This is a genomic window from Actinacidiphila guanduensis (genome assembly GCF_900103985.1).
In the GTDB taxonomy this organism is placed as follows: Bacteria; Actinomycetota; Actinomycetes; order Streptomycetales; family Streptomycetaceae; genus Actinacidiphila; species Actinacidiphila guanduensis.
In genome coordinates this window covers 183,102-204,079 of record NZ_FNIE01000013.1, presented here as the reverse complement: position 1 = coordinate 204,079, position 20,978 = coordinate 183,102, and the positions used below count along the sequence as shown (strand labels likewise).

Annotated in this window: 20 protein-coding genes; 10 read left to right on the top strand and 10 right to left on the bottom strand. The window is 74.7% G+C overall.

What is annotated here, in order from left to right:
- Window positions 1-654: 654 nt before the first annotated feature.
- The gene (locus tag BLR33_RS26605) at window positions 655-1,146 is read right to left on the bottom strand and encodes an inorganic diphosphatase (RefSeq protein ID WP_093787144.1); all 492 of its coding nucleotides are present in this window, start codon (window positions 1,144-1,146) and stop codon (window positions 655-657) included.
- Between the two features lie 238 nt (window positions 1,147-1,384).
- Here BLR33_RS26605 and BLR33_RS26600 point away from each other — a divergent pair, with 238 nt between their 5' ends.
- Window positions 1,385-1,948 (top strand): CGNR zinc finger domain-containing protein, encoded by a 564-nt coding sequence (locus BLR33_RS26600; protein WP_093787143.1) that lies wholly within the window; start codon window positions 1,385-1,387, stop codon window positions 1,946-1,948.
- A gap of 214 nt (window positions 1,949-2,162) precedes the next feature.
- On the opposite strand, the gene BLR33_RS26595 is transcribed toward BLR33_RS26600, so the two are convergent.
- On the bottom strand, window positions 2,163-2,795 hold the full coding sequence (locus BLR33_RS26595) for a YigZ family protein (RefSeq protein ID WP_093787142.1): 633 nt from the start codon (window positions 2,793-2,795) through the stop codon (window positions 2,163-2,165).
- Between the two features lie 116 nt (window positions 2,796-2,911).
- Between BLR33_RS26595 and BLR33_RS26590 the strand changes: the two genes are divergently transcribed.
- Window positions 2,912-3,316 (top strand): CoA-binding protein, encoded by a 405-nt coding sequence (locus BLR33_RS26590; protein ID WP_093787141.1) that lies wholly within the window; start codon window positions 2,912-2,914, stop codon window positions 3,314-3,316.
- Window positions 3,317-3,463: 147 nt separating this feature from the next.
- Here BLR33_RS26590 and BLR33_RS26585 read toward each other — a convergent pair whose 3' ends face one another.
- Both BLR33_RS26585 and BLR33_RS26580 read right to left on the bottom strand, forming a co-directional pair.
- On the bottom strand, window positions 3,464-4,003 hold the full coding sequence (locus tag BLR33_RS26585; RefSeq protein ID WP_093787140.1) for a YbaK/EbsC family protein: 540 nt from the start codon (window positions 4,001-4,003) through the stop codon (window positions 3,464-3,466).
- Window positions 4,004-4,139: 136 nt separating this feature from the next.
- The gene (locus BLR33_RS26580) at window positions 4,140-4,931 is read right to left on the bottom strand and encodes an acyltransferase (protein WP_407639727.1); all 792 of its coding nucleotides are present in this window, start codon (window positions 4,929-4,931) and stop codon (window positions 4,140-4,142) included.
- A 213-nt stretch (window positions 4,932-5,144) separates the two neighbouring features.
- On the opposite strand from BLR33_RS26580, the gene BLR33_RS26575 reads away from it, so the two are divergent.
- A complete protein-coding gene (locus tag BLR33_RS26575) occupies window positions 5,145-5,726 on the top strand; it encodes a gamma carbonic anhydrase family protein (RefSeq protein ID WP_245771688.1) in 582 nt (193 codons plus the stop codon).
- A gap of 81 nt (window positions 5,727-5,807) precedes the next feature.
- Here the strand turns inward: BLR33_RS26575 and BLR33_RS26570 are convergent, their stop codons facing one another.
- A complete protein-coding gene (locus BLR33_RS26570; protein ID WP_093787138.1) occupies window positions 5,808-6,467 on the bottom strand; it encodes a DedA family protein in 660 nt (219 codons plus the stop codon).
- A gap of 182 nt (window positions 6,468-6,649) precedes the next feature.
- Window positions 6,650-7,111, bottom strand: coding sequence for a DUF4442 domain-containing protein (locus BLR33_RS26565; protein WP_093787137.1), 462 nt, complete (start codon window positions 7,109-7,111; stop codon window positions 6,650-6,652).
- A 72-nt stretch (window positions 7,112-7,183) separates the two neighbouring features.
- On the opposite strand from BLR33_RS26565, the gene BLR33_RS26560 reads away from it, so the two are divergent.
- Together BLR33_RS26560 and BLR33_RS26555 are read left to right on the top strand one after the other, a co-directional pair.
- Window positions 7,184-8,401 (top strand): hypothetical protein, encoded by a 1,218-nt coding sequence (locus tag BLR33_RS26560; protein ID WP_093787136.1) that lies wholly within the window; start codon window positions 7,184-7,186, stop codon window positions 8,399-8,401.
- Window positions 8,402-8,467: 66 nt separating this feature from the next.
- Window positions 8,468-9,805, top strand: a complete 1,338-nt coding sequence (locus BLR33_RS26555; protein ID WP_093787135.1) for an MFS transporter — start codon at window positions 8,468-8,470, stop codon at window positions 9,803-9,805.
- An 8-nt stretch (window positions 9,806-9,813) separates the two neighbouring features.
- On the opposite strand, the gene BLR33_RS26550 is transcribed toward BLR33_RS26555, so the two are convergent.
- Window positions 9,814-10,659, bottom strand: a complete 846-nt coding sequence (locus BLR33_RS26550) for a spermidine synthase (protein ID WP_093787134.1) — start codon at window positions 10,657-10,659, stop codon at window positions 9,814-9,816.
- A 160-nt stretch (window positions 10,660-10,819) separates the two neighbouring features.
- Window positions 10,820-11,998 carry an elongation factor Tu gene (gene tuf, locus BLR33_RS26545; RefSeq protein ID WP_093787133.1) on the bottom strand — a complete coding sequence of 393 codons (1,179 nt, stop codon included), beginning with the start codon at window positions 11,996-11,998 and terminating at the stop codon, window positions 10,820-10,822.
- A gap of 681 nt (window positions 11,999-12,679) precedes the next feature.
- On the opposite strand from tuf, the gene BLR33_RS26540 reads away from it, so the two are divergent.
- Complete coding sequence (locus tag BLR33_RS26540) at window positions 12,680-13,633, top strand: NAD-dependent epimerase/dehydratase family protein (protein WP_093787132.1); 954 nt, start codon at window positions 12,680-12,682, stop codon at window positions 13,631-13,633.
- A gap of 452 nt (window positions 13,634-14,085) precedes the next feature.
- On the opposite strand, the gene BLR33_RS26535 is transcribed toward BLR33_RS26540, so the two are convergent.
- A complete protein-coding gene (locus BLR33_RS26535; RefSeq protein WP_093787131.1) occupies window positions 14,086-15,087 on the bottom strand; it encodes a cytochrome d ubiquinol oxidase subunit II in 1,002 nt (333 codons plus the stop codon).
- Window positions 15,084-16,502 (bottom strand): cytochrome ubiquinol oxidase subunit I, encoded by a 1,419-nt coding sequence (locus tag BLR33_RS26530; RefSeq protein ID WP_245771679.1) that lies wholly within the window; start codon window positions 16,500-16,502, stop codon window positions 15,084-15,086. The genes BLR33_RS26535 and BLR33_RS26530 overlap by 4 nt, the downstream gene beginning before the upstream one ends.
- Window positions 16,503-16,810: 308 nt before the next feature.
- Between BLR33_RS26530 and BLR33_RS26525 the strand changes: the two genes are divergently transcribed.
- The 4 genes from BLR33_RS26525 (at window position 16,811) to BLR33_RS36345 (ending at window position 20,954) form a co-directional block, all read left to right on the top strand.
- Window positions 16,811-17,410 (top strand): sulfite oxidase-like oxidoreductase, encoded by a 600-nt coding sequence (locus tag BLR33_RS26525; protein ID WP_093787129.1) that lies wholly within the window; start codon window positions 16,811-16,813, stop codon window positions 17,408-17,410.
- A gap of 2 nt (window positions 17,411-17,412) precedes the next feature.
- Window positions 17,413-18,135 carry a ferredoxin reductase gene (locus BLR33_RS26520; protein ID WP_218136706.1) on the top strand — a complete coding sequence of 241 codons (723 nt, stop codon included), beginning with the start codon at window positions 17,413-17,415 and terminating at the stop codon, window positions 18,133-18,135.
- A 1-nt stretch (window position 18,136) separates the two neighbouring features.
- A complete protein-coding gene (locus tag BLR33_RS26515) occupies window positions 18,137-18,463 on the top strand; it encodes a DUF6510 family protein (RefSeq protein ID WP_245771678.1) in 327 nt (108 codons plus the stop codon).
- Between the two features lie 229 nt (window positions 18,464-18,692).
- A complete protein-coding gene (locus BLR33_RS36345; RefSeq protein ID WP_322987196.1) occupies window positions 18,693-20,954 on the top strand; it encodes a serine/threonine-protein kinase in 2,262 nt (753 codons plus the stop codon).
- Window positions 20,955-20,978 lie beyond the last annotated feature (24 nt).

The following is a 20,978-nucleotide window of genomic DNA, read 5'->3' as shown; positions in this document are numbered from 1 at the left end:
GGGCGCGTGATCGAGGCTCGGGAGCGGGACGTGCCCGGGCGCGTCCCGGCCCGTACCGGCGCAGGTCCGCCAACGGCCCGGGCGCCGGGTCCGCGACCGCCACGGGCCGCGCGGACAGCCGCACGCGTGCGGGCCTGCACGTGCAAGGAGCCGGCCGCGTGCCGCCGCGCCGACCCGCGCGTACGCCCGGGGCCGCGTTCGGGAGGAGGGCCCGCGACCGCAACGGGCCCGGCGGGCAGTTGCACGTATGCCGGCCTCACGCGTACGAAGCCAACGCTCGCCCACGCGTACTCCCGAGGCCGCTTTCGGGCGGCGGACCCGCGACCGCCACACGCCCGGCGGGCAGCTCCGGCACACGGGCGTGCACGCGTACGAAGCCGACGATGGCCGCTGCGCCAGCCCGCCCGTATGCCCGGGGCCGCGTTCGAGCGGACGGAGAGGTGTTCATCGCGTGACGGCGTACAACCGGCACACGCGGGCTCGCGGCGGCGGCCGGCTGGATGCCGCGCTCGTCCGTTCGGCTCGGCCAACGCGCCCTGTGGGCACCCGGACGGTCGTCCCCGCGTACGCCGTTGCCACCGACTGCGGCAGCAGGCGCGACATCGCCGCTTGCCCGCCTGGCCGGTGCGCCTCACCGGCCAGGCCCGCACGCGGTCAAGGCCCTTCGGCGCGGGCCGCGCGCTGCCGCGACGCCTCGATCTCGGCGGAGGCGGCCGCGCGGTCCGCCCAGTGGGAGCCCTCCACCGAACCGCCGGGTTCGAGCTCCTTGTAGACCTCGAAGAAGTGGGCGATCTCCCGCCGTTGGAACTCCGGTACGTCGCCGATGTCCTGGAGCGCGGCGTACCGCGGGTCTCGGGCGGGCACGCACAGCACCTGCTCCTCGGTGCCCTTCTCGTCGCGCAGCACGTACAGCCCGATCGCGCGGCACTCGACCACGCAGCCGGGGAACGTCGGGTCGCGCAGGACCACCAGCGCGCCCAGTGGCTCGCCGCCGCGGCCGCGGGTGCCCTCGACGTAGCCGTGGTCGGCGGGGTAGCGGGTGGCGGTGAACAGCGTGCGGTCCAGCCGGATGCGGTGCCGCCGGTGGTCCATCGCGTACTTGTTCCGCGAGCCCCGCGGGATCACCACGGTCACGTCGAACGCCATGGCTGCTCTCCTCTGGTGCCGGGCCCGCGCGGTGGCGGAAGCGGTACGGGCGCCGGCCGGCGGGGCACGGGCGGGGCGGTGCTCGGGGGCGTCGGACGGTCCGCGGAAACGGTTCCTCCCACCCGGGGTCCGCCGCGCGCGAGGGCACGCGCACGGCCCCAGTGTGCCGCCGGATCCGCGTCCGGCGTCGTATGACACGCCCTGGCGCGCCGCCCGCATCACCTGTCAGGATGGTGACGTGACCTCCGACCACGTCTTCGTCTGCGGCAGCCCCGCGCTCGACTTCTGCGCCACGCTGCGGGCCCGGCGCACGTCGGCCTTCGAGACGCTCACCGCGCCGGACCGGCTCGACGCCTGGTACCGCGAGGCCGGCGTCGCCGACGAGGTCGCTCTCGCGACGGCGGCCGACGTCGAGCAGGCCAAGGAGGTGCGCGAGGCGGTGTACGGACTGGTCACCGCCCGGCGCAAGGGCGAGCCCTACGAGGAGGTGGCCCTGGCCACCGTCAACGCGGCTGCCCGCAGGCCCGCGGCGGCGCCCCAGCTCACGGCATCGGGCCGCTGGACGCGGGCGACGCAGGCCGAGGCGCTGTCCTCGGTGGCGCGCGCGGCCGTCGAACTGCTGGCCGGCCCCGATGTTCCGCTGCTCAAGGAGTGCGGCAACCCGGAGTGCACCCGCGTCTACGTCGACCGCTCACACGGCATGCGGCGGCAGTGGTGCGGCATGGAGTCGTGCGGCAACCGCATCAAGGCGGCCGCGTACCGGGCGCGCCGGCGGAGCGCGCAGGCGCCTGCGGCGGGCTGAGGGGGCGGCGCGTACCTGGTCGCCGGCGGCCGGCCGCCGGGCAGGGGCCCACGGAGGTACGTGGCCCGGTCCCGAAAGGTCCGTGGACCGGGGGGCGACTCGGGCGAAGTCCCGGGCGGGCGTGGGGCGTTGAACGGCCGGGCAACGCCGTTCGGCGTTCGCCGGGAAGGCGTGTGGCGGCCGGACTCGGAGCGCGGGCGCAGGGGCGGCCCGGTCAGGGTGCCAGCGTGACGTACGCGGTGCCCTCCACCGCGCAGGCCGCGCCACCCGCCGTGATGTCGGCGAGCCAGCCGCGGAAGGCGGCCACCTCGGGCTCGGGGACGCCGAGGTGGAAGGTGACGTCGGCGCCGTAGGAGACCTCGCGGACGGCGTGCCCGGCGGCGCGGATCTCGTTCTCCAGCCGGCCCGCCCGCTGGTGGTCGGCGGTCACGGTGAGCAGCGCGAGGCGACGGCGCTCCACGGTGCCGATCGCGTCGAGCGCGGCCGAGACTGCGCCGCCGTAGGCCCGGGCGAGGCCGCCGGCGCCGAGCTGGACGCCGCCGTAGTAGCGGGTGACGACCGCGACGGTGTCGCGGACCTCCCGGCCGAGCAGCACCTGGAGCATGGGGGTTCCCGCGGTGCCGCCGGGCTCGCCGTCGTCGCTCGCCCGGTGCAGGCGGCCCTGGGGCCCGATCACGTAGGCGAAGCAGTTGTGCGTGGCGGCAGCGTGCTCCTTGCGCACGGCCCGCACGACCTCCTGCGCGGCCTCCTCGCTGTCCGCGGGCGCGAGCGTGCACAGGAAACGCGAGCGCTTGACCTCGCTCTCGTACACCCCGCCCCGCGCCACCGTCCGATACCGATCTTCCACCCGTTCAGCCTAGTAGCTGCGGGAATCGTGAGGGGCGGTCACGCGTTGTGAGGAGAGGACCTGAGCGGAAGGCGCCGCGGAGGGCGGCCCGCGGGGCGGATGGGTTGGAGGCAGTGGTGTACGGGGACGCGGAGACGGTACGGAAGATCCTGACCGGCACGGGTGACACCTGGGCGGTGGTCGGGTTGTCGAACAACACCTCGCGGGCGGCATACGGGGTGGCGGCGGTGCTGCAGCGGTTCGGCAAGCGCGTGGTGCCGGTGCACCCGAAGGCCGAGACGGTGCACGGCGAGCAGGGGTACGCCTCCCTGGCCGACATACCCTTCCCGGTCGACGTGGTGGACGTCTTCGTCAACTCCGCTCTGGCGGGCGACGTGGCGGACGAGGCGGTGGCGGTCGGCGCGAAGGCGGTGTGGTTCCAGCTCGGCGTCATCGACGAGGAGGCGTACGCGCGTACCCGCGCGGCGGGTCTGGACATGGTGATGGACCGCTGCCCCGCGATCGAGATACCCCAGCTGTAAGCGGCACGCTGCGGGCCGGGCCGTCTCGGGGGCGCATGGTTCGGCTGTGCGGTTGCGTGTTGCCGTAGGTGACGGGGGCTGGGCAAGGGTCACCAGTCGCTCCAGGACGCGGGGCGCCGGAGCCGGGCGTGCGCCCGCGCGTCCGCCCTACGCGACCGGAGTGGCCAGGCCCTCCAGGACGACGGCGCCGGGCAGGGCGGCCAGCACCTTGCCGGGCACGATGAGCTTGCCGCGGCGGGCTCCGCTGCCGACCACGAGGTAGGGCGCTTCGGCGACGGCGGAGTCGACCAGCAGCGGCCAGCCCGCGGGCAGACCGACGGGGGTGATGCCGCCGTACTCCATGCCGGTCTCGCTCACCGCCGTCTCCATGGGGGCGAAGGACGCCTTGCGCACGCCGAGGTGGCGCCGCACGGTCCCGTTGACGTCGAGCCGGGTGGTGGCCAGCACCAGGCAGGCGGCCAGGGTGACGTCGGAGCCGCGCTTGCCCGCGACCACGACGCAGTTCGCCGAGGCGTCCTTCAGGTCCTCTCCGTAGGTGGCCACGAAGTCCGCGGTGTCGGCCTTGGCCGGGTCGGTGTCCACGTGGATCATCTCCGCGGTGACCGCGGCGGCGACCGGCGCGGGCAGCAGGCCGAGCCGTTCGGTGGCGGGCTGGGCGTCCTCGAAGGTACCAATGGGTGCGCGCATGGCCGCAAACTACCAAACCGCGCGGGAAGGGTTCGGCAGCGTCCGAAGTGCGGCCGGGAGCGGGGGGTTGGGTGGGGTCAGGACTCGCGCTGCGGGTGCCCCGCGGTCAGTTGTCCAGGCTCGGGCACTCGCGTGCTCAGGTGCCGGCGGGTTCGCCGATGCCGTCGTCGTGGGGGTGGTCCTGGGTGAGGACGGCGAGGTCCAGCAGTTGCTCGGGCGGCACCTGTTCGGGCGGTGCGGCGGGGCCGGAGGTGCGCAGGGGTGGCTGCCAGCCGGTCTCGGGCGACCAGCGCCGTACGATCCGGGCGGGGGCTCCGGCGACGACGGCGTGGTCGGGGATGGTGCCGCGGACGACGGCGCCGGCGGCCACGACGACGTTGCGACCGAGGCGGGCGCCGGGCAGCACCACGCTGTTCACACCGAGCCAGCTGCCGGTGCCGATGTGCACCGGCGCGGAGTTGGGCCACTGCTCGCCGATGGCGCGGCCGGTGTCGTGGTAGGAGTGGTTGGTGCTGGTGATGTAGACGTTGGGGGCGCAGTAGACCTTGTCCTCGATGGTGATCGGGGCGAGGGCGACGACATGGCTGTCCCGGCCGAGGACGACGCCGTCGCCGATGCGGATCACCGGGTCGGGGCCGTAGTCGAGGTCGCAGGGGGCGAGGCCGACCGTCAGGGTGACCTGCTCGCCGATGATGCAGCAGGCGCCGAGGTGGATCCAGTGCTCGCCGAAGACGGTGCCCTGCGGGAAGGCGAGCCGGGTGCCCTCGCCGATCCGGCCGAACCGCAGCCGGCCCGGACGCTCGGCGCTGACCGCGCCCGCCCGCTGCACCCGCCGCCAGCCGGCCTGGACGGCGCGGGTGGTTGCGCGCCGGCGCCAGGCCGCGGCTTCGCGCATCGCGGAGGAGAACACGTTCTCGTTTCTGGCCACGAAGCCACGGTATACGGTGCGGTGCGGCAGCGGTGTACCGGCGCAAGGCGGCGAAGGGTGGCGGGCATGACCGGGAACCAGGACCGGCCGGGCACGGGACAGGGCGCGGAACCGCCCACGGACCCGAGTCCCCCATCCGGGCCGGCCATCGGTACGGAGCCTGGCGTCGTACCCGGATCGGCCGCCGGTACGGGCCCGGGCGCAGCCCGAGCGCTGATCGCGGGCGTCGGAGGGCGGCAGCCGCGGGTTACGGACTCTGCTTACACCGCGCCCACCTCGGTGGTGCTGGGGGACGTGGTGATGGGGCCGCGGTCGAGCCTGTGGTACCACGCGGTGCTGCGCGGGGACTGCGAGTCGATCAGCATCGGCGAGGGCTCCAATGTGCAGGACAACTGCAGCGTGCACGCGGACCTGGGGTTCCCGGTGCGGGTCGGGGCGAACGTCACCGTGGGGCACAACGCGGTGCTGCACGGCTGCGTGATCGAGGACGACGTGCTGGTGGGCATGGGCGCCACGGTGCTCAACGGGGCGCGGATCGGGACCGGTTCGCTGGTGGCGGCCGCGTCGCTCGTCCCGCAAGGGATGGTGGTGCCGCCGCACTCGCTGGTGGCGGGGGTGCCGGCCAAGGTGCGCCGGGAGTTGACGGAGGAGGAGCGCGCGGGGATCAGGCGCAACGCCGAGCACTACGTGACATTGATCGACGTGCACCGCGAGGTGCTGCCCGGGCGTGAGGCCGCGCAAGGCGGTGAGAGCGCGGAGGGCGCTATGGGTGCGCCGGGAGCGCGGGGGCGGTAGGGCACCGGAAAGACCGCAGGCCCGTGGGACCCGTGGGAGCGGCGGCGGGTGGGGCGCGCCCGGTCCCGCCGGGCGTGCGTGCTACTCCCCGGCGGGGGCGGTCGCGACCTCGCGGTCCGCCTCCTCGGCGGCGAGTTGGGCCTGCACCTTGGCGGCGCGGCGCCGTACGTAGAGGAAGGAGCCCAGGCCGACGAGGACCGCGATGGCGAGGCCGATGTAGCCGAACCGCTTGAGCCAGGGCTCGGCGACGACACCCACGTAGTAGATGATCGCGGTGATGCCGCCGGCCCAGACCAGGCCGCCGAGCGCGTTGGCGATCAGGAAGCGCGGGTAGGGCATCTTCAGCACACCGGCCAGCGGGCCGGCGAAGATCCGCAGCAGGGCGACGAAGCGGCCGAAGAAGACCGCCCACATGCCCCAGCGGTCGAAGGAGCGTTCGGCGGTGGCGATGTGGCCGGGTGAGAAGTGGCTCGGGAAGCGCCGGCCGAGCCAGTCGAGCAGGGGTCTGCCGCCCTTGTGCCCGATGGCGTAGCCGATCGAGTCGCCGGCGACGGCGCCCACCACCGCGCTGGCGCCGACCAGCCACGGGTTGACGTGCCCCTGGGAGGAGAGCAGCGCCGCGGTCATCAGGACGATCTCGCCGGGCAGCGGAATGCCCAGGCTCTCCACGCCGACCACCAGACCCACCATCAGGTAGACCGCGACCGGTGGGATGCCGTCGAGCCAGTCCTGCACGTGCACTGCCGGCCCCTCCCCGTGAGGACGAACGAACGTGCGCCCGACAGCGCACTATGGGAAGCCTAACCGACAGCGACGGGAAACCCGCGCGCCCGAGAACCGGGACAGGCGCGGGCCAACACCTCACCCATTCCCATCACTTCACTACAAGAGGTGCATATCGGGCGAATCGCCGCGAAGCCCGGTCACCGGTTGGGACGCAGGGTCCAGATCACCGTCATCCGCCCGGTCTCGGCGCCGTCCGCCCGCACCGTGCTGACCTCGACGGGGAACTCCGGCCGCTGCCCCGCGTCGAGTTCGGCGAGGACGTCGGCGATCGGGCGGCCGAGCGTCGCAGTGGAGACCAGGTCGCCGCGGGCGATCTTGGCGAAGGTCACCTCGGCCCGCACCGGCAGCGGCACCGCGCGCTCCATCTGGTCGCCGAAGGCGGCCAGGACGACCGCGCCGGAGGCGGACTCGGCGAGGGTGAAGATGGCGCCGGCGTGCGGCCCGCCGACGTGGTTGCGGTACTCCGGCTGGTCGGGCAGCGAGAGGACCGCCCGCTCGGGGCCGACCTCGAGGTAGGAGAGGTTGAGCGTGCGGACCATCGGCACGGTGGAGCGCAGGAGTTCGGCGATGGACGCGGTGGCAGCCTGGGTGTCGGACATGGCCAGAGGTTACCAGCCAGTAGCCCGATCCGGCGTGGAACCGCCCGGGCCGCTCCCCTAGTGTTTCCAGCCATGTGGCCAGGAGACCAGCAATCCGGGGGACAGCAGTATCCGCAGGGCAATCCCCCACAGCCCCCGCAGTACCCGCAGCAGCCCTCTCAGCCGGGCCCGCAGCAACCTCAGCAGCAACCCCCTCAGCAGCCCCAGCAGCCCGGCCCGTACGGGCAGCCGCCCAACCCGTACGCCCAACCCGGCTACCAGCAGCCCGCCTACCCGCAGCAGCCGCAGCAGCCCGGGGGGCAGCCCCAGTCCCCGCAGTCGCCGTACCAGCAGCCCGCCCAGCCCTACGGCGCACCCGCCTCGCCCTACGCGCAGCCCGGCTACCCGCAGCAGGGCGCCGCTCCCGGCTACCCCGGCCCCCAGCAGTACGGCGTGCCCGGCGGCCCGCCGCCGGGCAAGGACGGCCGCCGCAAGCTGACCATCGGCATCGCCGTCACCGCCGCCATCGCCGTGGTGGCCGCGATCGCGGTGGGCGCGGTCTACGTGGCCGGCGGCGGCAAGAAGGACGACGCGAAGGGGAAGACGACGCCCACCGCCACCGCTCCGAAGTCCCCCACGGCCACCGCCACCCCCAGCACCGGCGACACCGGCGCCACCGCGCCCGACGACGGCGACAACCCGCGCGGCGCACCCGGCTCGCTGGACGTCAAGCCGGTCATCCCCGGCTGGCAGGTGGTCCGCCGCGGCGAGCGCAACGTCGCCTTCGACGTCCCGCCGGACTGGACGGTGGACAAGGAGGGCGAGTCGATCGGCTTCACCGACAAGAGCGGCAAGCCCGAGGTCGTCATGGGCGCCCCTGCGTACTACAAGCACGAGTGGTGCGACCCGGGCAACGGCAGCACCGCGGACCGCGCCGCCGTGGGCACCAAGGGCGGCACCGGCGCCAAGAGCCTGCGCCAGGCGGCCGAGAACGAGGCCGAGGCGTGGGCGTACTGGGGCTACCAGGACAACGGCAAGGGCACGTTCTCCAAGGCCCAGGACAGCAAGGCGTTCCACAACAGCCACGGCATCACCGGCTGGCAGGCCCAGGCCACCGCCACCCATCTGCCGAAGTCCAACAAGTGCTCCCCGCCCAGCGGCATCGCCTACACCGTCGCCTGGGAGGACCCGGCGCAGAAGACGCCCACCCCCGTGGTGTGGGTGCTCTACGCCGACACCGGCGTCCCCGACCAGCTCGCGCAGTCGATCGTGGACAAGATCAAGAGCTCGATCCGGCCGCTGAAGCAGTAGGGGCCCACCGGCGGGCGGGCGGAAAACCGCTGGCGCGGGCGGGGCGGTTCGGGGATAGTCCCCCGGGTGACCGGCACCGCCCCCCGCCCGCGCCCCTGCCCTCCCCCGCGTGGCAGGTTCGGCCTGCCCCACCCACCGCCGTGGGCCGGCCGGGACTTCCGGCTGCTGGTCGGCGCCTCCTTCGTCGCCAACCTGGGCAACTCCGGGGCGACCATCGCCGCCGCCTACGCGGTGATCGTGCAGGGCGGCAGCGCCACGGACGTCGGCCTGGTGATCGCCGCGCGCACGCTCGCACTGGTGGTGTTCCTGCTGGTGGGCGGCGCGGTCGCCGACCGGTTGCCGCGCCAGCGGGTGATGGTGGGCGCGAACCTGCTCAACGCCGTCTCGCAGGGCTTCTTCGCGCTCCTGGTGATCGGCGGCTCGCCGCCGCTGTGGTCGATGGCGGCGCTCGCGGCTGTGGGCGGCACCGGCCAGGCGTTCTTCTCGCCGGCCTCCGAGGGCATGGTGCTCGCCACCGTCGACCGGCGGCACGCCGGCCAGGCATTCTCCGTCTACCGGCTGTCGATGAACGGCGCGAGCATCCTGGGCGCGGCGATCGGCGGCGCGCTGGTGGCCGCGCTCGGGCCCGGCTGGGTATTGGCGGTGGACGCCGCGGGCTTCGCCGTCGCCGCCGCGATGCGCTCGCGGCTGCGGACCCCGCAGGCGGAGCGGCCCGCGAAGTCCGGCGGGATCGGGCGCGACCTGCGCGAGGGCTGGCAGGAGTTCGTCTCGCGGCCCTGGCTGTGGGGCATCGTGGTGCAGTTCGGCGTGGTCAACGCGATGGTGACGGCAACGGAATCCGTGTACGGGCCGCTGGTCGCCCGCGAGCACATGGGCGGCGCGGGCCCGTGGGGCCTGGCGGTGGCGGCGGGTGGCTTCGGCACGCTGTGCGGCGGGCTGCTGATGGTCCGCTGGCGGCCGCGGCGGATGCTGCTCGCCGGCACGCTCGGCGTCTTCCCGATGGCCCTTCCCGCGATCTGCCTCGCCCTGGCCGTGCCCGTGTGGGTGCTCGCCCCCGCGATGTGCGCCACCGGTGTCGCGATCGAGGTGTTCGCGGTGGGCTGGATGCTCGCCCTGCACCAGGAGATCCCCGAGGACCGCATGTCGCGCGTGTCGGCGTACGACTGGCTCGGCTCGGTCTCCCTGACCCCGGTGGCCACCGCGCTGGCCGGTCCCGCGGCCCTGGCCTTCGGCCGTACGCAGGCGATGTGGGGCTCGGCGGTGCTGATCCTCCTGCTGACCGGGGCGGTGCTCCTCCTGCCCGACGTGCGCAGCCTGGAGCGGCGCGTCCACGGCCCCGACACGCCGCAGGCCGCCGTCGCCGAGCAGGAGGGCGCGCCCGGCGGCCTGGCGACCACGCCGTAGCCCCGCGGTCAGCCGACGGTGAAGGCCCCGTCCGGGGGCGGCGGCGAGTCGGCGGCTGCGGCATCGCGCACGGCGGTGCCCTTGAAGGTACGGACGGCCTCGGCGGTGCCGAGGACGCGGGCCGGGAACGGGTCGCCCGCGCACAGCCGGGCGATGCGGTCCAGCGGCAGCTCGCGGCGGGCGGCGGCCACGACGGTGTTGCCGTAGCGGCGGCCGCGCAGCACGGCGGGCTCGGCGAGGACGGCAAGCTGTGCGTCCGGCCCGAAGGCGGCACGCATGGCGGCGAGTTGGGAGCCGAGGAAGGCGAAGGGGGCGGCGTCGGCGAGGTTCGCCACGTACAGGCCGTCCGGGCGCAGCAGCCGGGCGACGGCGTCGGCGAACTCCACGGAGGTGAAGCGGGCGGGCACCCGCGAGCCGCCGAAGACATCGGCGACGACGACGTCCGCGCTCGCCGCGGGCCGCTCCTCCACCCAGGCGCGGGCATCGGCGAGGTGCGTGCGCACGCCGTCCTCCGCGACGGGCAGCCGTTCGGCCACGAGCGCGGCCAGGCCCCGGTCGGCCTCCACGACGTCCTGCCGCGAGCCGGGCAGCGTCCGCGCGAAGCGCCGCGGCAGCGTCAGCGCGCCTCCCCCGAGGTGCACCAGGTCGCCCGGCGTGTCGCGCACGGCCTCCACGACGTAGGCGACACGCCGTACGTACTCGAACTCCAGGTGCTCGACGTCCCCCAGGTCCACGTACGACTGCGGCGCCCCGTCCACGGTGAGCAGCCACGCGTCCTCGCGATCGAGGTCGGGCAGCAGCTTCGCCACTCCGAGGTCCACGCTCCGCGTGAGGGGTACGGCTTCCTTTTCCACGCCCCCATTCTCCTCCGCCCAGCCGCCCCACCCGCTGCCACCGCAACCGGTGAGCGCGACACGCGGTTCCCCGCGCCCCATTCAATGCTCGCCCTGCGCGCAAAGGGCAAGATTTCCGGGGCGCGGGAACCCCAACGGCGAGTCGCCGTACTCCTCGGTCCTAGCGGACCGAGCGGACGGTACCGGCCCCCACGGTCCGCCCACCCTCACGGATCGCGAAGCCCAGCCCCGGCTCGAGGGGCAGCGGACGCGCGAGGGTGACCGCGAGGTCCACCGTGTCGCCCGGCAGGGCCATCGCGACTGCGCCGAGGTCCACGTCGCCGACGACATCCGCCGTGCGGATGTAGAACTGCGGCCGGTAGCCGGTGGCGATCGGCGTGTGCCGGCCCCCTTCGGCCGCGGGCACCAGGTACACGCGGGCGGTGAAGCCCGCGTGCGCGCTGATGCTGCCCGGCGCCGCGACGATGTCGCCGCGCCGGACCTGCCCGCGCTGCACCCCGCGCAGCAGCAGCGCCACGTTGTCCCCGGCCTGCGCGAACTCCATCGGCTTGCCGAAGGTCTCCAGACCGGTGACGACGCTCGCCAGCTGCTCCCCCTCCCCGCGGTGCACCTCGACGGAGGCGCCCGGCCGCACCGTGCCGCGCTCGACGGCGCCGGTGACGACGGTGCCGCGCCCGGTGATGGTGAGCACGTTCTCCACCGACAGCAGGAAGGGCGCGTCCACGTACCGCTCGGGCACCGGCACGTAGGTGTCGACGGCGTCGAGCAGCGCCTCGATCGCGGCCGTCCAGCGGGGGTCGCCCTCCAGGGCGCGCAGCCCGGAGACGCGTACCACCGGCAGGACGTCGCCGTCGAAGCCGTGGGCGGTGAGCAGTTCGCGCACCTCCAGCTCCACCAGGTCGGTCAGCTCCTCGTCCCCCGCGTCGGCCTTGTTGAGCGCCACCACGATGTGCCGCACGCCGACCTGACGGGCCAGCAGCACGTGCTCGGCGGTCTGCGGCATCACGCCGTCGAGCGCGGAGACCACCAGGATCGCGCCGTCCAGCTGGGCGGCACCGGTGATCATGTTCTTCACGTAGTCGGCGTGACCGGGCATGTCCACGTGCGCGTAGTGCCGGGTGTCGGTCTCGTACTCGACGTGCGCGATGGTGATGGTGATCCCGCGGCGCAGCTCCTCGGGGGCCCGGTCGATGCGGTCGAAGGGGACGAAGGAGCCGGTGCCGCGGTCGGCGAGGACCTTGGTGATGGCGGCGGTCAGCGTGGTCTTGCCGTGGTCGACGTGGCCCATCGTGCCGATGTTGAGGTGCGGCTTGCTGCGGATGTAGGCCTGCTTGGACATGTTCTTCCTCGACGTTCCGTGTCCGGGCGCCCGGGTGGTGCCGGGTGCGCCGTGACCGGTCGAAGGCGCGGTGCGCCTCGCGGACCCCGTGGGCCGGCCGACCCTCCCCCTATCGGGTCCGCCGGACATGCGCTCCGGGGAGGGTCAGCGTCGTGCGCCGTCGAGGACTGCGGCAGCCGGGGTGATCCGGGCAGCCCTCACCGCGGCCGCTGCGGCGGCTGCTGCGTGAAGGTCCCTCCGGGTCATGCGGAGATCATCGCTCCCCCGCCGCCCTCCCGTCGAAGGGTTTTCGGCCCCCGCCCCGCCCTCACGCTCGCCGGCCGCCGCCCGGTGGCCGGCAGCGACGGGACGGCGACTCGGACGGCGAGCAGCCGTCCTCGCTGGGGCCTGTCTGACAAATAGCGGCGTCCGCCCGAAAGGGCGGGGCGGCGGGGTCTGGTGCTTCCCCTTGCCTTCGGCCGGGGGTGCCCCCAATCGGAAGGCGGAGGGTGGGGGTACCTCCCGGGCCGCAAGGCCCAGGGGGAGAGAGCGCTGGGGGTACCTCCCTGGCCGCAGGCTCAGGGGGAGGGCTGCGCCGACGACCGACAACGCAGCTGGGGGTCCCCCCGCCGAAGGCAGGGGGCGCGTGCCAGACCCCGCCGCCCAGGCGGGATTTGTCAGACAGGCCCTAGCCTCTGGTGCATGCGAATCCTGGTACTGGGCGGGACCGCCTTCGTGGGGCGGGCGATCGTGGCCGACGCGCTGGAGAACGGCATGGAGGTGACGCTGTTCGGACGCGGCAGGACCGGCCGCGAGCTGTTCCCGGGGGTCGAGCGGCTGATCGGGGACCGGGACACGGGCGACTACTCCGCGCTGCGCGGCCGCAGTTGGGACGCCGTCGTGGACGTGAGCGGCTACCGTCCGCGCGAGGTGGGGCAGGCGATGGACGCGGTGGAGGGCCGCGTCGGCCGCTACCTGTTCGTGTCCAGCCACGCGGTGTACGTGCAGGAGGGCGTCGGTCCCGGCGCCGACGAGGACACCCCGCGCCGCCCGCCCGTACGGGACGCGCAGGTGCTGGACAACAGCACCTACGGCCCTTCGAAGGTGGCGTGCGAGGACGACGTCGTCGCACGCTACGGCGAGCGGGCGACGCTGGTGCGCCCCGGCAAGGTCGTGGGGCCGTACGACCCCGGCGAGAACCTGACGTACTGGGTGCGCAGGGCCGCGCGCGGCGGTCGGGTGGCCGTACCGGGCGATCCCGCCCAGCCCCTGCAGGTGGTGGACGCGCGCGATCTGGCCCGCCTGGTGGTGCGGTTGCTCGCGGACGGCCGCGGCGGCGCCTTCCACGCGGTGGGCCCGGCGGAGCCGACGACGCTGGGCGGGCTGATCGAGACGTGCGCGCGGGTCGCGGGCTCGACGGTGGAACTCGTCCCCGTGCCGATCGACTCCGTCGGACCGATGTTCCCGCTCGTACGGTCGAACTGGCTGACGCAGCAGCGCAGTCCGGCCCGTGCCCGGGCGGCGGGGATGCCCGCGACCCCCTTGGAGAAGACCGTCGCCGACGTCCTCGCCTGGGACCGCGACCGCGGCCGCCCGCCCCTGCAGGAGCCCCTGTCCGCCCAGGCCGAACAGGACCTCCTCGCCCTGCACGCATAAGCCCACCCCCCAACAGGGGCGCGGGGAACCGCGCGGGAAGGAACCACCGTCCTTACGACGGCATCGGACCCCGTTGGGCAGACGGGAACCCGAAAGGGGCGCTGGGGGTACCTCCCAGGCGAAGCACTGGGGGAGGAACCGCGCGACCAGCCGGGCACCGGCCTGCGGACGGCAACGGCGCGGTCGGGGCAGACGCTGCCCCGAAGGGGCGCGGGGAACTGCGCGGGAAGGAACCACCGTCCTTACGACGGCATCGGATCCCGTGGGGCAGACGAGAACCCGAATGGGGCGCGGGGAACGGCTCCCCCAGAGGGGGAACCCCCACTAACCGCCCACCGTGCGGCTGTCGGCGACGAGACGGGAACCCCAACGGCGAGAAGCCGCCCCCGTACCGCCCGCCGTGCGGCACTCGGCGACGGGACAGGAACCCCGACGGCGAGTTGCCGCCCCGCTCAATGACCACCCGGCTCCGGCTCCGGGCCGCCCCGGTCGAAGATGCGGAACAGCGTCACGAGCGAGGGCACGATCAGTACGGCCGCCGCGCAGGCCACTCCCACCAGGACCCAGAGGGTGGGCCGCGGGGCCACCGCCTCGGACAGGCGCAGGTGGGTGCCCAGGAGGTAGGGGTACTGGGCCACGCCCCAGCCGACCACGACGGCGGCCACCGCTGCCGCGGCCGTCGCGCGCAGGCCCCGCACCGTGTCCGTGAGCAGCAGGGCGACACCGGCCAGCCCGCACAGCCCGGCGACGATGAGCGCGGGCAGCCCGCGGTGGCTGAGCTGGTGGAAGAGCCGGTGGGCGTCGGAGTGCAGCACGAAGACGCCCGCGAGCGTGACGAGCCCGGTCACGGCCGCCGCCACCAGCGCCCTGCGGCGGTAGTAGTGGCGCATCGCGGCGTCGGCCCCGGCCGCCGCGGTGAGATAGACGGCGGCGAGGTAGGCGCAGACCACGACGGCGAGGATGCCGCCGAGGACGGAGGTCGGGTTGTTCCAGCTGCTGACGGCGTTGCCGTTGCCGCCGGTCGGCACCCGCCCTGAGGCGATCCCGCCGGCGACGGCCCCGAAGCAGTACGGGGTGAGCACGGAGGACGTGGCGAACGCGACGCCGTAGAGCCGCTGTTCGGGGGTGCGCAGGGACGCCTTGCGGAAGGCGAAGCCGCTGCCGCGCACCACGATGCCGAAGACGGCCAGGCCCAGCGGGAAGTAGAGCGTGGTGGTGATGGCGGCGAAGGCGGTGGGGAATCCGGACCACAGGAAGACCAGGCAGTAGATCAGCCACGTGTGGTTGGCCTCCCAGACCGGGCCGACCGAGATGTCGATCAGGTGCCGGGCGGCGCGGCCGCGCGCGGCACCGCCCGCGGTGAGGTCCCACAGGCCCGCGCCGAAGTCGGCGCCGCCGAGCACCGCGTAGCAGACGACGCCGGCGAACATCAGGGCGGCGATGGCGGCGGTCACCGGCGCGGCTCCGCTGCCGGGCTGTCGTCCAGCGGTTCGCGCGGCCCGTAGGGGACGCCGACGGTGTCGCCGCCCTCGGTGTGCCAGCGCCGTTTCATGTTGCGCAGCACCAGCGCGGCGCCGAGTGCGACGGCGAGGTAGATCGCCAGGGCCCCGGCGAAGAAGGGCCACAGGTTGCCGTGGGTGGCGACCGCGTCGCGGGTGAGCAGCAGCCCGACGACGGTGAAGGGCTGGCGGCCGACCTCGGTGACGACCCAGCCGCACTCCAGCGAGACCACGGCCACGATGCCGCTGACGGCCGTGCACCACAGGAAGGCGCGGTTGGTGGGGACTTCGCGCCGCCGCCGGTAGAGCCAGGCGAACCACACGGCGAGGGCGAGCATGGCGAAGGCGGTGCCGACCATGATGTCGAAGGCGAGGTGGACGACGCTGACCTCGGAGTCGGTGGGCCGCTGGGCCGGCGGAATCTCGTTCAGGCCGCGGATGCGGGTGGAGGGGCTGAATCCGGCGAGCAGCGAGGCGCCGGAGGGGATGCCGAGGCCGCCGCGGACCTGGCCGTCCTTGAGGATGCCGAGCAGCGTCTCGGGGACGTGGGTGTCGGTGTGCGGCACCATCTCGATGGTGGCGAACTTCCGTGGCTCCTCGTGGAAGAGGTAGCGCGCGATGAAGTCGCCCATGACGATCTGCAGCGGGATGGTCGCGCCCGCGACGCCGAAGCCGATGAGGAAGCCCTTGCGGTGGTAGCCGTCGGTGCGCCGCCGCAGCAGGCCGCGGGCGTAGACGCCGGCGACGGTGAAGCCGGCCACGATGTACGCGGCCAGGAACATGTGCACGAACTCGTACCAGAAGGCGCCGTTGAAGAACACGCCCGCCGGGCGCACGGTCGCGACCGACCCGTCCCGCAGGGTGATGCCGCCGGGCTTGTTCATCCAGCTGTTGGCGGCGATCACCGAGGCCGAGCCGCCGATCCCGGACAGCGCGACCGGCACGCCGGACCAGAAGTGCGCCCACGGCCGCATCCTGTCCCAGCCGTAGATGTAGATCGACACGAAGATCGCCTCGAGGAAGAAGAAGATGCCCTCGATGGCGAAGGGGAAGCCGAAGGCGGCGCCGAAGCGGCCCATCAGGTGCGGCCACAGGATGCCCAGTTCGAAGGTGAGCACGGTGCCGGAGACGGCGCCGACGGCGAACAGCACGGCGGCGACCTTGGACCAGCGGCGGGCCAGCAGCATCGCCTCCTGGTCGCCGTGGCGCAGGCCGCGGTAGTTGGCGACGAGCATCAGCGTGGTCAGGGCGACCCCGAAGGGCACCAGCACGATGTGGAAGCCCAGTGTGAAGGCCATCTGCTCGCGCGCGGGCAGCAGTTGCGACGGGTCGCCCGCCTCGGCGAGCGGCACCAGGAGGCGGGTGGGCACGGACGGCATTCCAGCATCGTGGGCGCCCGCGGCCCGCCCGGCCCCGGGGACGCCCCGAAGGCGGCGCCCCTTCACCCGTACGCAGCAGCGCCCGCCTGCGGGGACAGCGGGAGGGCCCGGCGAGCGCCCGGTGGAGGCGTGCGCGGCCGCCTGCCCTCCCGACGTCGGGACGTACCCCCGAGGGGTATGGCCACCAGCGGCCGCACACCTTTCCCTCGCGTTTGCGACCACCCCTGTGCGGGGCCGGCGGGGGGCCACTAGGCTCGCAAGGGTCCGCCGCAGCCGACCCCAGAAGGGCGGGACCCGACGTGGCCGTCATCTCGCGCGGTTTCCACGGCAGGCGGCCGGAGCCCGGCCGTACGCTGCCGCCCGGCCAGTACGAGACACGTGACTTCCCCGTGCTCTCGGCCGGCCCCACCCCCAGGGTCGACCGCGACCGCTGGCAGTTCACGATCACCACCGAGACCGGCGCCCGGCACGCCTGGAGCTGGCCCGACCTGATGGCGCTGCCCTCGGAATCCCCCACCGTGGACCTGCACTGCGTGACCAAGTGGTCGAAGTTCGGCACCACATGGGGCGGGGTCAGCCTGGACACCCTGCTCGCGGACGTCGAGACCGAGGCCGGCTACGCGCTCGTCGACTCCTACGGCGGCTACACCACCAACCTGCCACTGGCCGACCTGCGCGGCGGGCGGGCCTGGATCGCCCACACCTACGACGGGGCCGACCTCGCGCCCGAGCACGGCGGCCCCGCCCGGCTGCTGGTGCCGCACCTCTACCTGTGGAAGTCGGCGAAGTGGGTGCGCGGCATCCGCCTGCTCACCCGCGACGAGCCCGGCTTCTGGGAGAGCGCGGGCTACCACTCCTACGGCGACCCGTGGCGCGAGCAGCGCTACCAGGGCGACTGACGATGCCGCGCTGGCTGACCGCGGCCCTGCTGGAGCGGCGCGAGGAGACGGCCACCGCGTCCACCCTGGTGCTGGACGTGCCGGGCTGGCCGGGGCACCTGCCGGGCCAGCACGTGGACGTGCGGCTCACCGCGGAGGACGGCTACAGCACCCAGCGCAGCTACTCGCTGGCGGCGGCCCCGGACGGCGACCGGCTGGAGCTGACCGTGCAGCGGGTACCCGACGGCGAGGTCTCCCCGTATCTGACCGGGGAGTTCTCGGTCGGCGACCTGGTCGAGGTGCGCGGACCGGTGGGCGGCTGGTTCGTCTGGCGGCCGGACGAGCAGAAGGAGCCGGTACTGCTGGTGGCCGGCGGCTCCGGGATCGTGCCGCTCATGGCGATGGTCCGGGTCCGCGCGGCGGCCGGCAGCCGGGTGCCCTTCCGGCTGGTGGCCTCCGTACGCGGCCCCGCCGACCGGCTCTACGGCGCCGAACTCGACCGTGGCTCCCCCGGCCTGGACACCACCTGGATCCACACCCGCACCGCGCCGCCCGGCGTGGTGCGCGCGCCCGGCCGGCTCACCGCGCAGGACCTCGCCGACTGGGGCTGGCCGGCCGACTTCGAGCCGACCGTCTACGTGTGCGGGCCCACCGGCTTCGTCGAGACCGCGGCGGGCCTGCTCGTGGCGCTCGGCCACCACCCGGCCCGTATCCGCACCGAACGCTTCGGACCGAGCGGAGGCTGACATGCACGACACCGACCGCGCAGCGACGGGCACCGCCCCGCCGCAGGACGCGCCCGGCGGCGCCACCGACTTCCTGGACGGCAACGCGCTGGCCGGCGTGCTCGCCGAACTCTTCGCGGTGGACGTCACCACCGCCACCTCCCGCTGCGCGCACTGCGGCAGCAGCGGCCACCTGGCCGCCCTGCGGGTCTACGGCAGGGCGCCGGGCCTGGTCGCGCGCTGCCCGCACTGCTCCGAGGTCGTCCTGCGGCTGGTGCGCACCCCGCAGGACATGTGGCTCGACATGCGGGGCTGCACCGCGCTCGCGGTGCCGATGGCCCCGGCCTGAGCCCTCGGGCGCGGCACTTCGGCACAGCTTCGCCACAAGCCGCGGGCGGCCCGCCGCGGGAGTTGACGTCACGCCGGGCGCCATGGGTTGATACCGCCTGACCGGGTACAACGACCGTGCGGGCACCGGCCGTTGGGGCGGCCGGCCGGTGGGCGGCAGGGGCGGCGTCCGGTCGAGGCGAGCGGCACGAGCGACGTGTGCGGCCCGGGGGCCGTACGGGGACGGGGGCATGGGCGTGGACGCTCTGGTGGCAGGCGATCCGGCGGCGGTGGGGCGGTACCGGCTGCTCGGGCGGCTCGGCGCCGGCGGCATGGGCACGGTCTACCTCGGGCGCTCCCCGGGCGGGCGGCTGGTGGCCGTCAAGTGCGTGCACCCGCACCTGGCCCGCGAGCCGGAGTACCGGCAGCGCTTCGCCCGCGAGTCGGCGGCCGCGCTGCGGGTCGGCGGCTTCCACACCGCGCAGGTCGTCGACACCGACCCGTACGCCGACCCGCCGTGGCTCGTCACCGCCTACATCCCCGGCCCCTCGCTCGAGCAGGCCGTGGCCGAGCACGGCCCACTGCCCGAGACGTCGCTGCGCCGGATCGGCGCCGGGCTCGCCGAGGCGCTGCAGGCGATCCACGGCGTCGGCCTGGTGCACCGCGATCTGAAGCCCTCGAACGTGCTGCTGGCCGACGACGGCCCGCGCGTCATCGACTTCGGCATCGCCCGCGGCTCGGACGACACGGTGCTCACCCGGCCGCACGTCGTCGTCGGCACCCCCGGCTTCATGGCGCCCGAGCAGATCTCCGGCGGCCCGGTCGGGCCCGCGTGCGACGTCTTCAGCCTCGGCCGGGTGCTGTGCGACGCGGCGGGCGCCGCCCCGTACGGGACGGGCGCGCCGGCTGTCGTGCTCTACCGGGTCGTGCACGAGGAGCCTGACCTGAGCGGGGTGCCGCGGGGGCTGCGCGCGGTGCTGCGGGCCTGCCTGGCGGCCGACCCGGCGGACCGGCCCACGCCCGCCGACCTGGTGCGGGACTTCGACCCGGGCCCGCAGGCCGCGGACGAGCCGTGGCTGCCACCTTCCCACCGGCACCGGCCCGAACCGCCGGTGCCGCCCGCGGCCGCCGCCGGTCAGGACGGACCCGCCGGGCCGAACGAGCAGAGGACGCGGAACGCACCCGCGGGACCGGACGGGCTCCGCGACGGGGCTGCGGGCGAGGACGTGCGGGACGCCGCCGAGATCGCCGCGGCCGCGCGGGACCGGCACGCCGGACCGGACGACCCCCGCGACGGGCTCCGCCACGAAGCTCACGAAGCCGCGGCCGGGGACGTACGGGACGCCGCCGAGATCGCCGCGGCCGAGCAGGCCGCTGTTGCGGCCCGCACCTCCGGGCAAGGCGGGGCAGGTGAGCCCGCCGATGCGGCCCAGGAGGACCCGGAACGCCCGCAGGCCCGGCAGGCACCCGGGCAGGACGCCGGCCGGGCGGGCCGGCAGGCATCCGGGCGGGCGGCCCGGCCGGTCCAGGACGGCTCCGTCACCGCGCTCGCGCAAGACGCCCCCGCCGCGCCGCCGGCCGTGGCCGCGCCGGAGGAACACGGCCCGGCCGCCGACCGGTTCGGCCAGGACCCTTCCACCGCCGCCCCCGCGCCCACCAGCTTCTTCGGCCCCGCCCCGCCCCCGTTCGAGGGCGCCGGGACGGTCAAGGCGGTCAAGCCCCGCCGCAAGGGCCGCCGGGCGCTGGTGGTCGCGCTCGCCGTGCTCGTTGTCGCCGGTGTCGGCACCGCGGTGCCCCTCCTGCTCGCCCACGACGACGCCACGGGCGCGGCCCCCGACTGCCTGGCGAAGAACACCATCGGCAAGGACGATCCCGTGGGGAACGACGGCACGCAGGACGGCAAGCTGCCCGCGGTGCTGCCCGCCGACACCCCGCACCCGCCGGCGCCGACCACCCCCGTGGACAAGCAGACCTACCTGAAGGGCGAGCGCGTCACCCTGCGCTGGAAGGCCGCGGGCAAGGTCTCGCGGATCTCGCTCAATCACGACGACAAGGGCTGGAAGGAGTACGGCTGGCAGGCCACGCAGTCGTGCAGCTTCGTGCCCGCCGAGACCGGCAGCTACCAGTGGGAGGTCTCCACGGCCGCCGCGAAGTCCGGTGCGGTGGGCAGCGCCTGGAGCCAAGCCCGCTACCTGTCGGTGCTCACCTCAGCCGACGCCCCCAACCCGGTGGGCGCCCTCGCCGACCCGCCCGACTCCCTGTCGCCTGCCGACCTGGCGCACGTGCCGCTGGGCAAGCCGGTCACGCTCACCTGGACCACGCCCGCCGCGCAGTCCGACGTGGTGATCCAGTCGCCGGACGGCAAGTGGTCGATCAAACCCTGGCAGAGCGGCCGCAGTTACACCTTCACGCCGAACCAGCGCGGCCACTACGTCTGGTCGGTCTTCGCCGCCGCCAAGCAAGGCGACCGCCCGGGCGCGTCCGGCCAGCAGCGCTACCTCGTGGTCGACTGACCCCGGCACGGGCCCACACTGGGG

What these genes read in the sequence shown, in the direction of transcription:
- BLR33_RS26515 (WP_245771678.1), top strand. Translation starts at nt 18,137, where the DNA reads ATGCACGACACCGACCGCGCAGCGACGGGCACCGCCCCGCCGCAGGAC.
- BLR33_RS26605 (WP_093787144.1), bottom strand. Translation starts at nt 1,146, where the DNA reads ATGGCGTTCGACGTGACCGTGGTGATCCCGCGGGGCTCGCGGAACAAG.
- BLR33_RS26560 (WP_093787136.1), top strand. Translation starts at nt 7,184, where the DNA reads ATGTGGCCAGGAGACCAGCAATCCGGGGGACAGCAGTATCCGCAGGGC.
- BLR33_RS26540 (WP_093787132.1), top strand. Translation starts at nt 12,680, where the DNA reads ATGCGAATCCTGGTACTGGGCGGGACCGCCTTCGTGGGGCGGGCGATC.
- BLR33_RS36345 (WP_322987196.1), top strand. Translation starts at nt 18,693, where the DNA reads ATGGGCGTGGACGCTCTGGTGGCAGGCGATCCGGCGGCGGTGGGGCGG.
- BLR33_RS26585 (WP_093787140.1), bottom strand. Translation starts at nt 4,003, where the DNA reads ATGCGCGCACCCATTGGTACCTTCGAGGACGCCCAGCCCGCCACCGAA.
- tuf (WP_093787133.1), bottom strand. Translation starts at nt 11,998, where the DNA reads ATGTCCAAGCAGGCCTACATCCGCAGCAAGCCGCACCTCAACATCGGC.
- BLR33_RS26520 (WP_218136706.1), top strand. Translation starts at nt 17,413, where the DNA reads ATGCCGCGCTGGCTGACCGCGGCCCTGCTGGAGCGGCGCGAGGAGACG.
- BLR33_RS26565 (WP_093787137.1), bottom strand. Translation starts at nt 7,111, where the DNA reads ATGTCCGACACCCAGGCTGCCACCGCGTCCATCGCCGAACTCCTGCGC.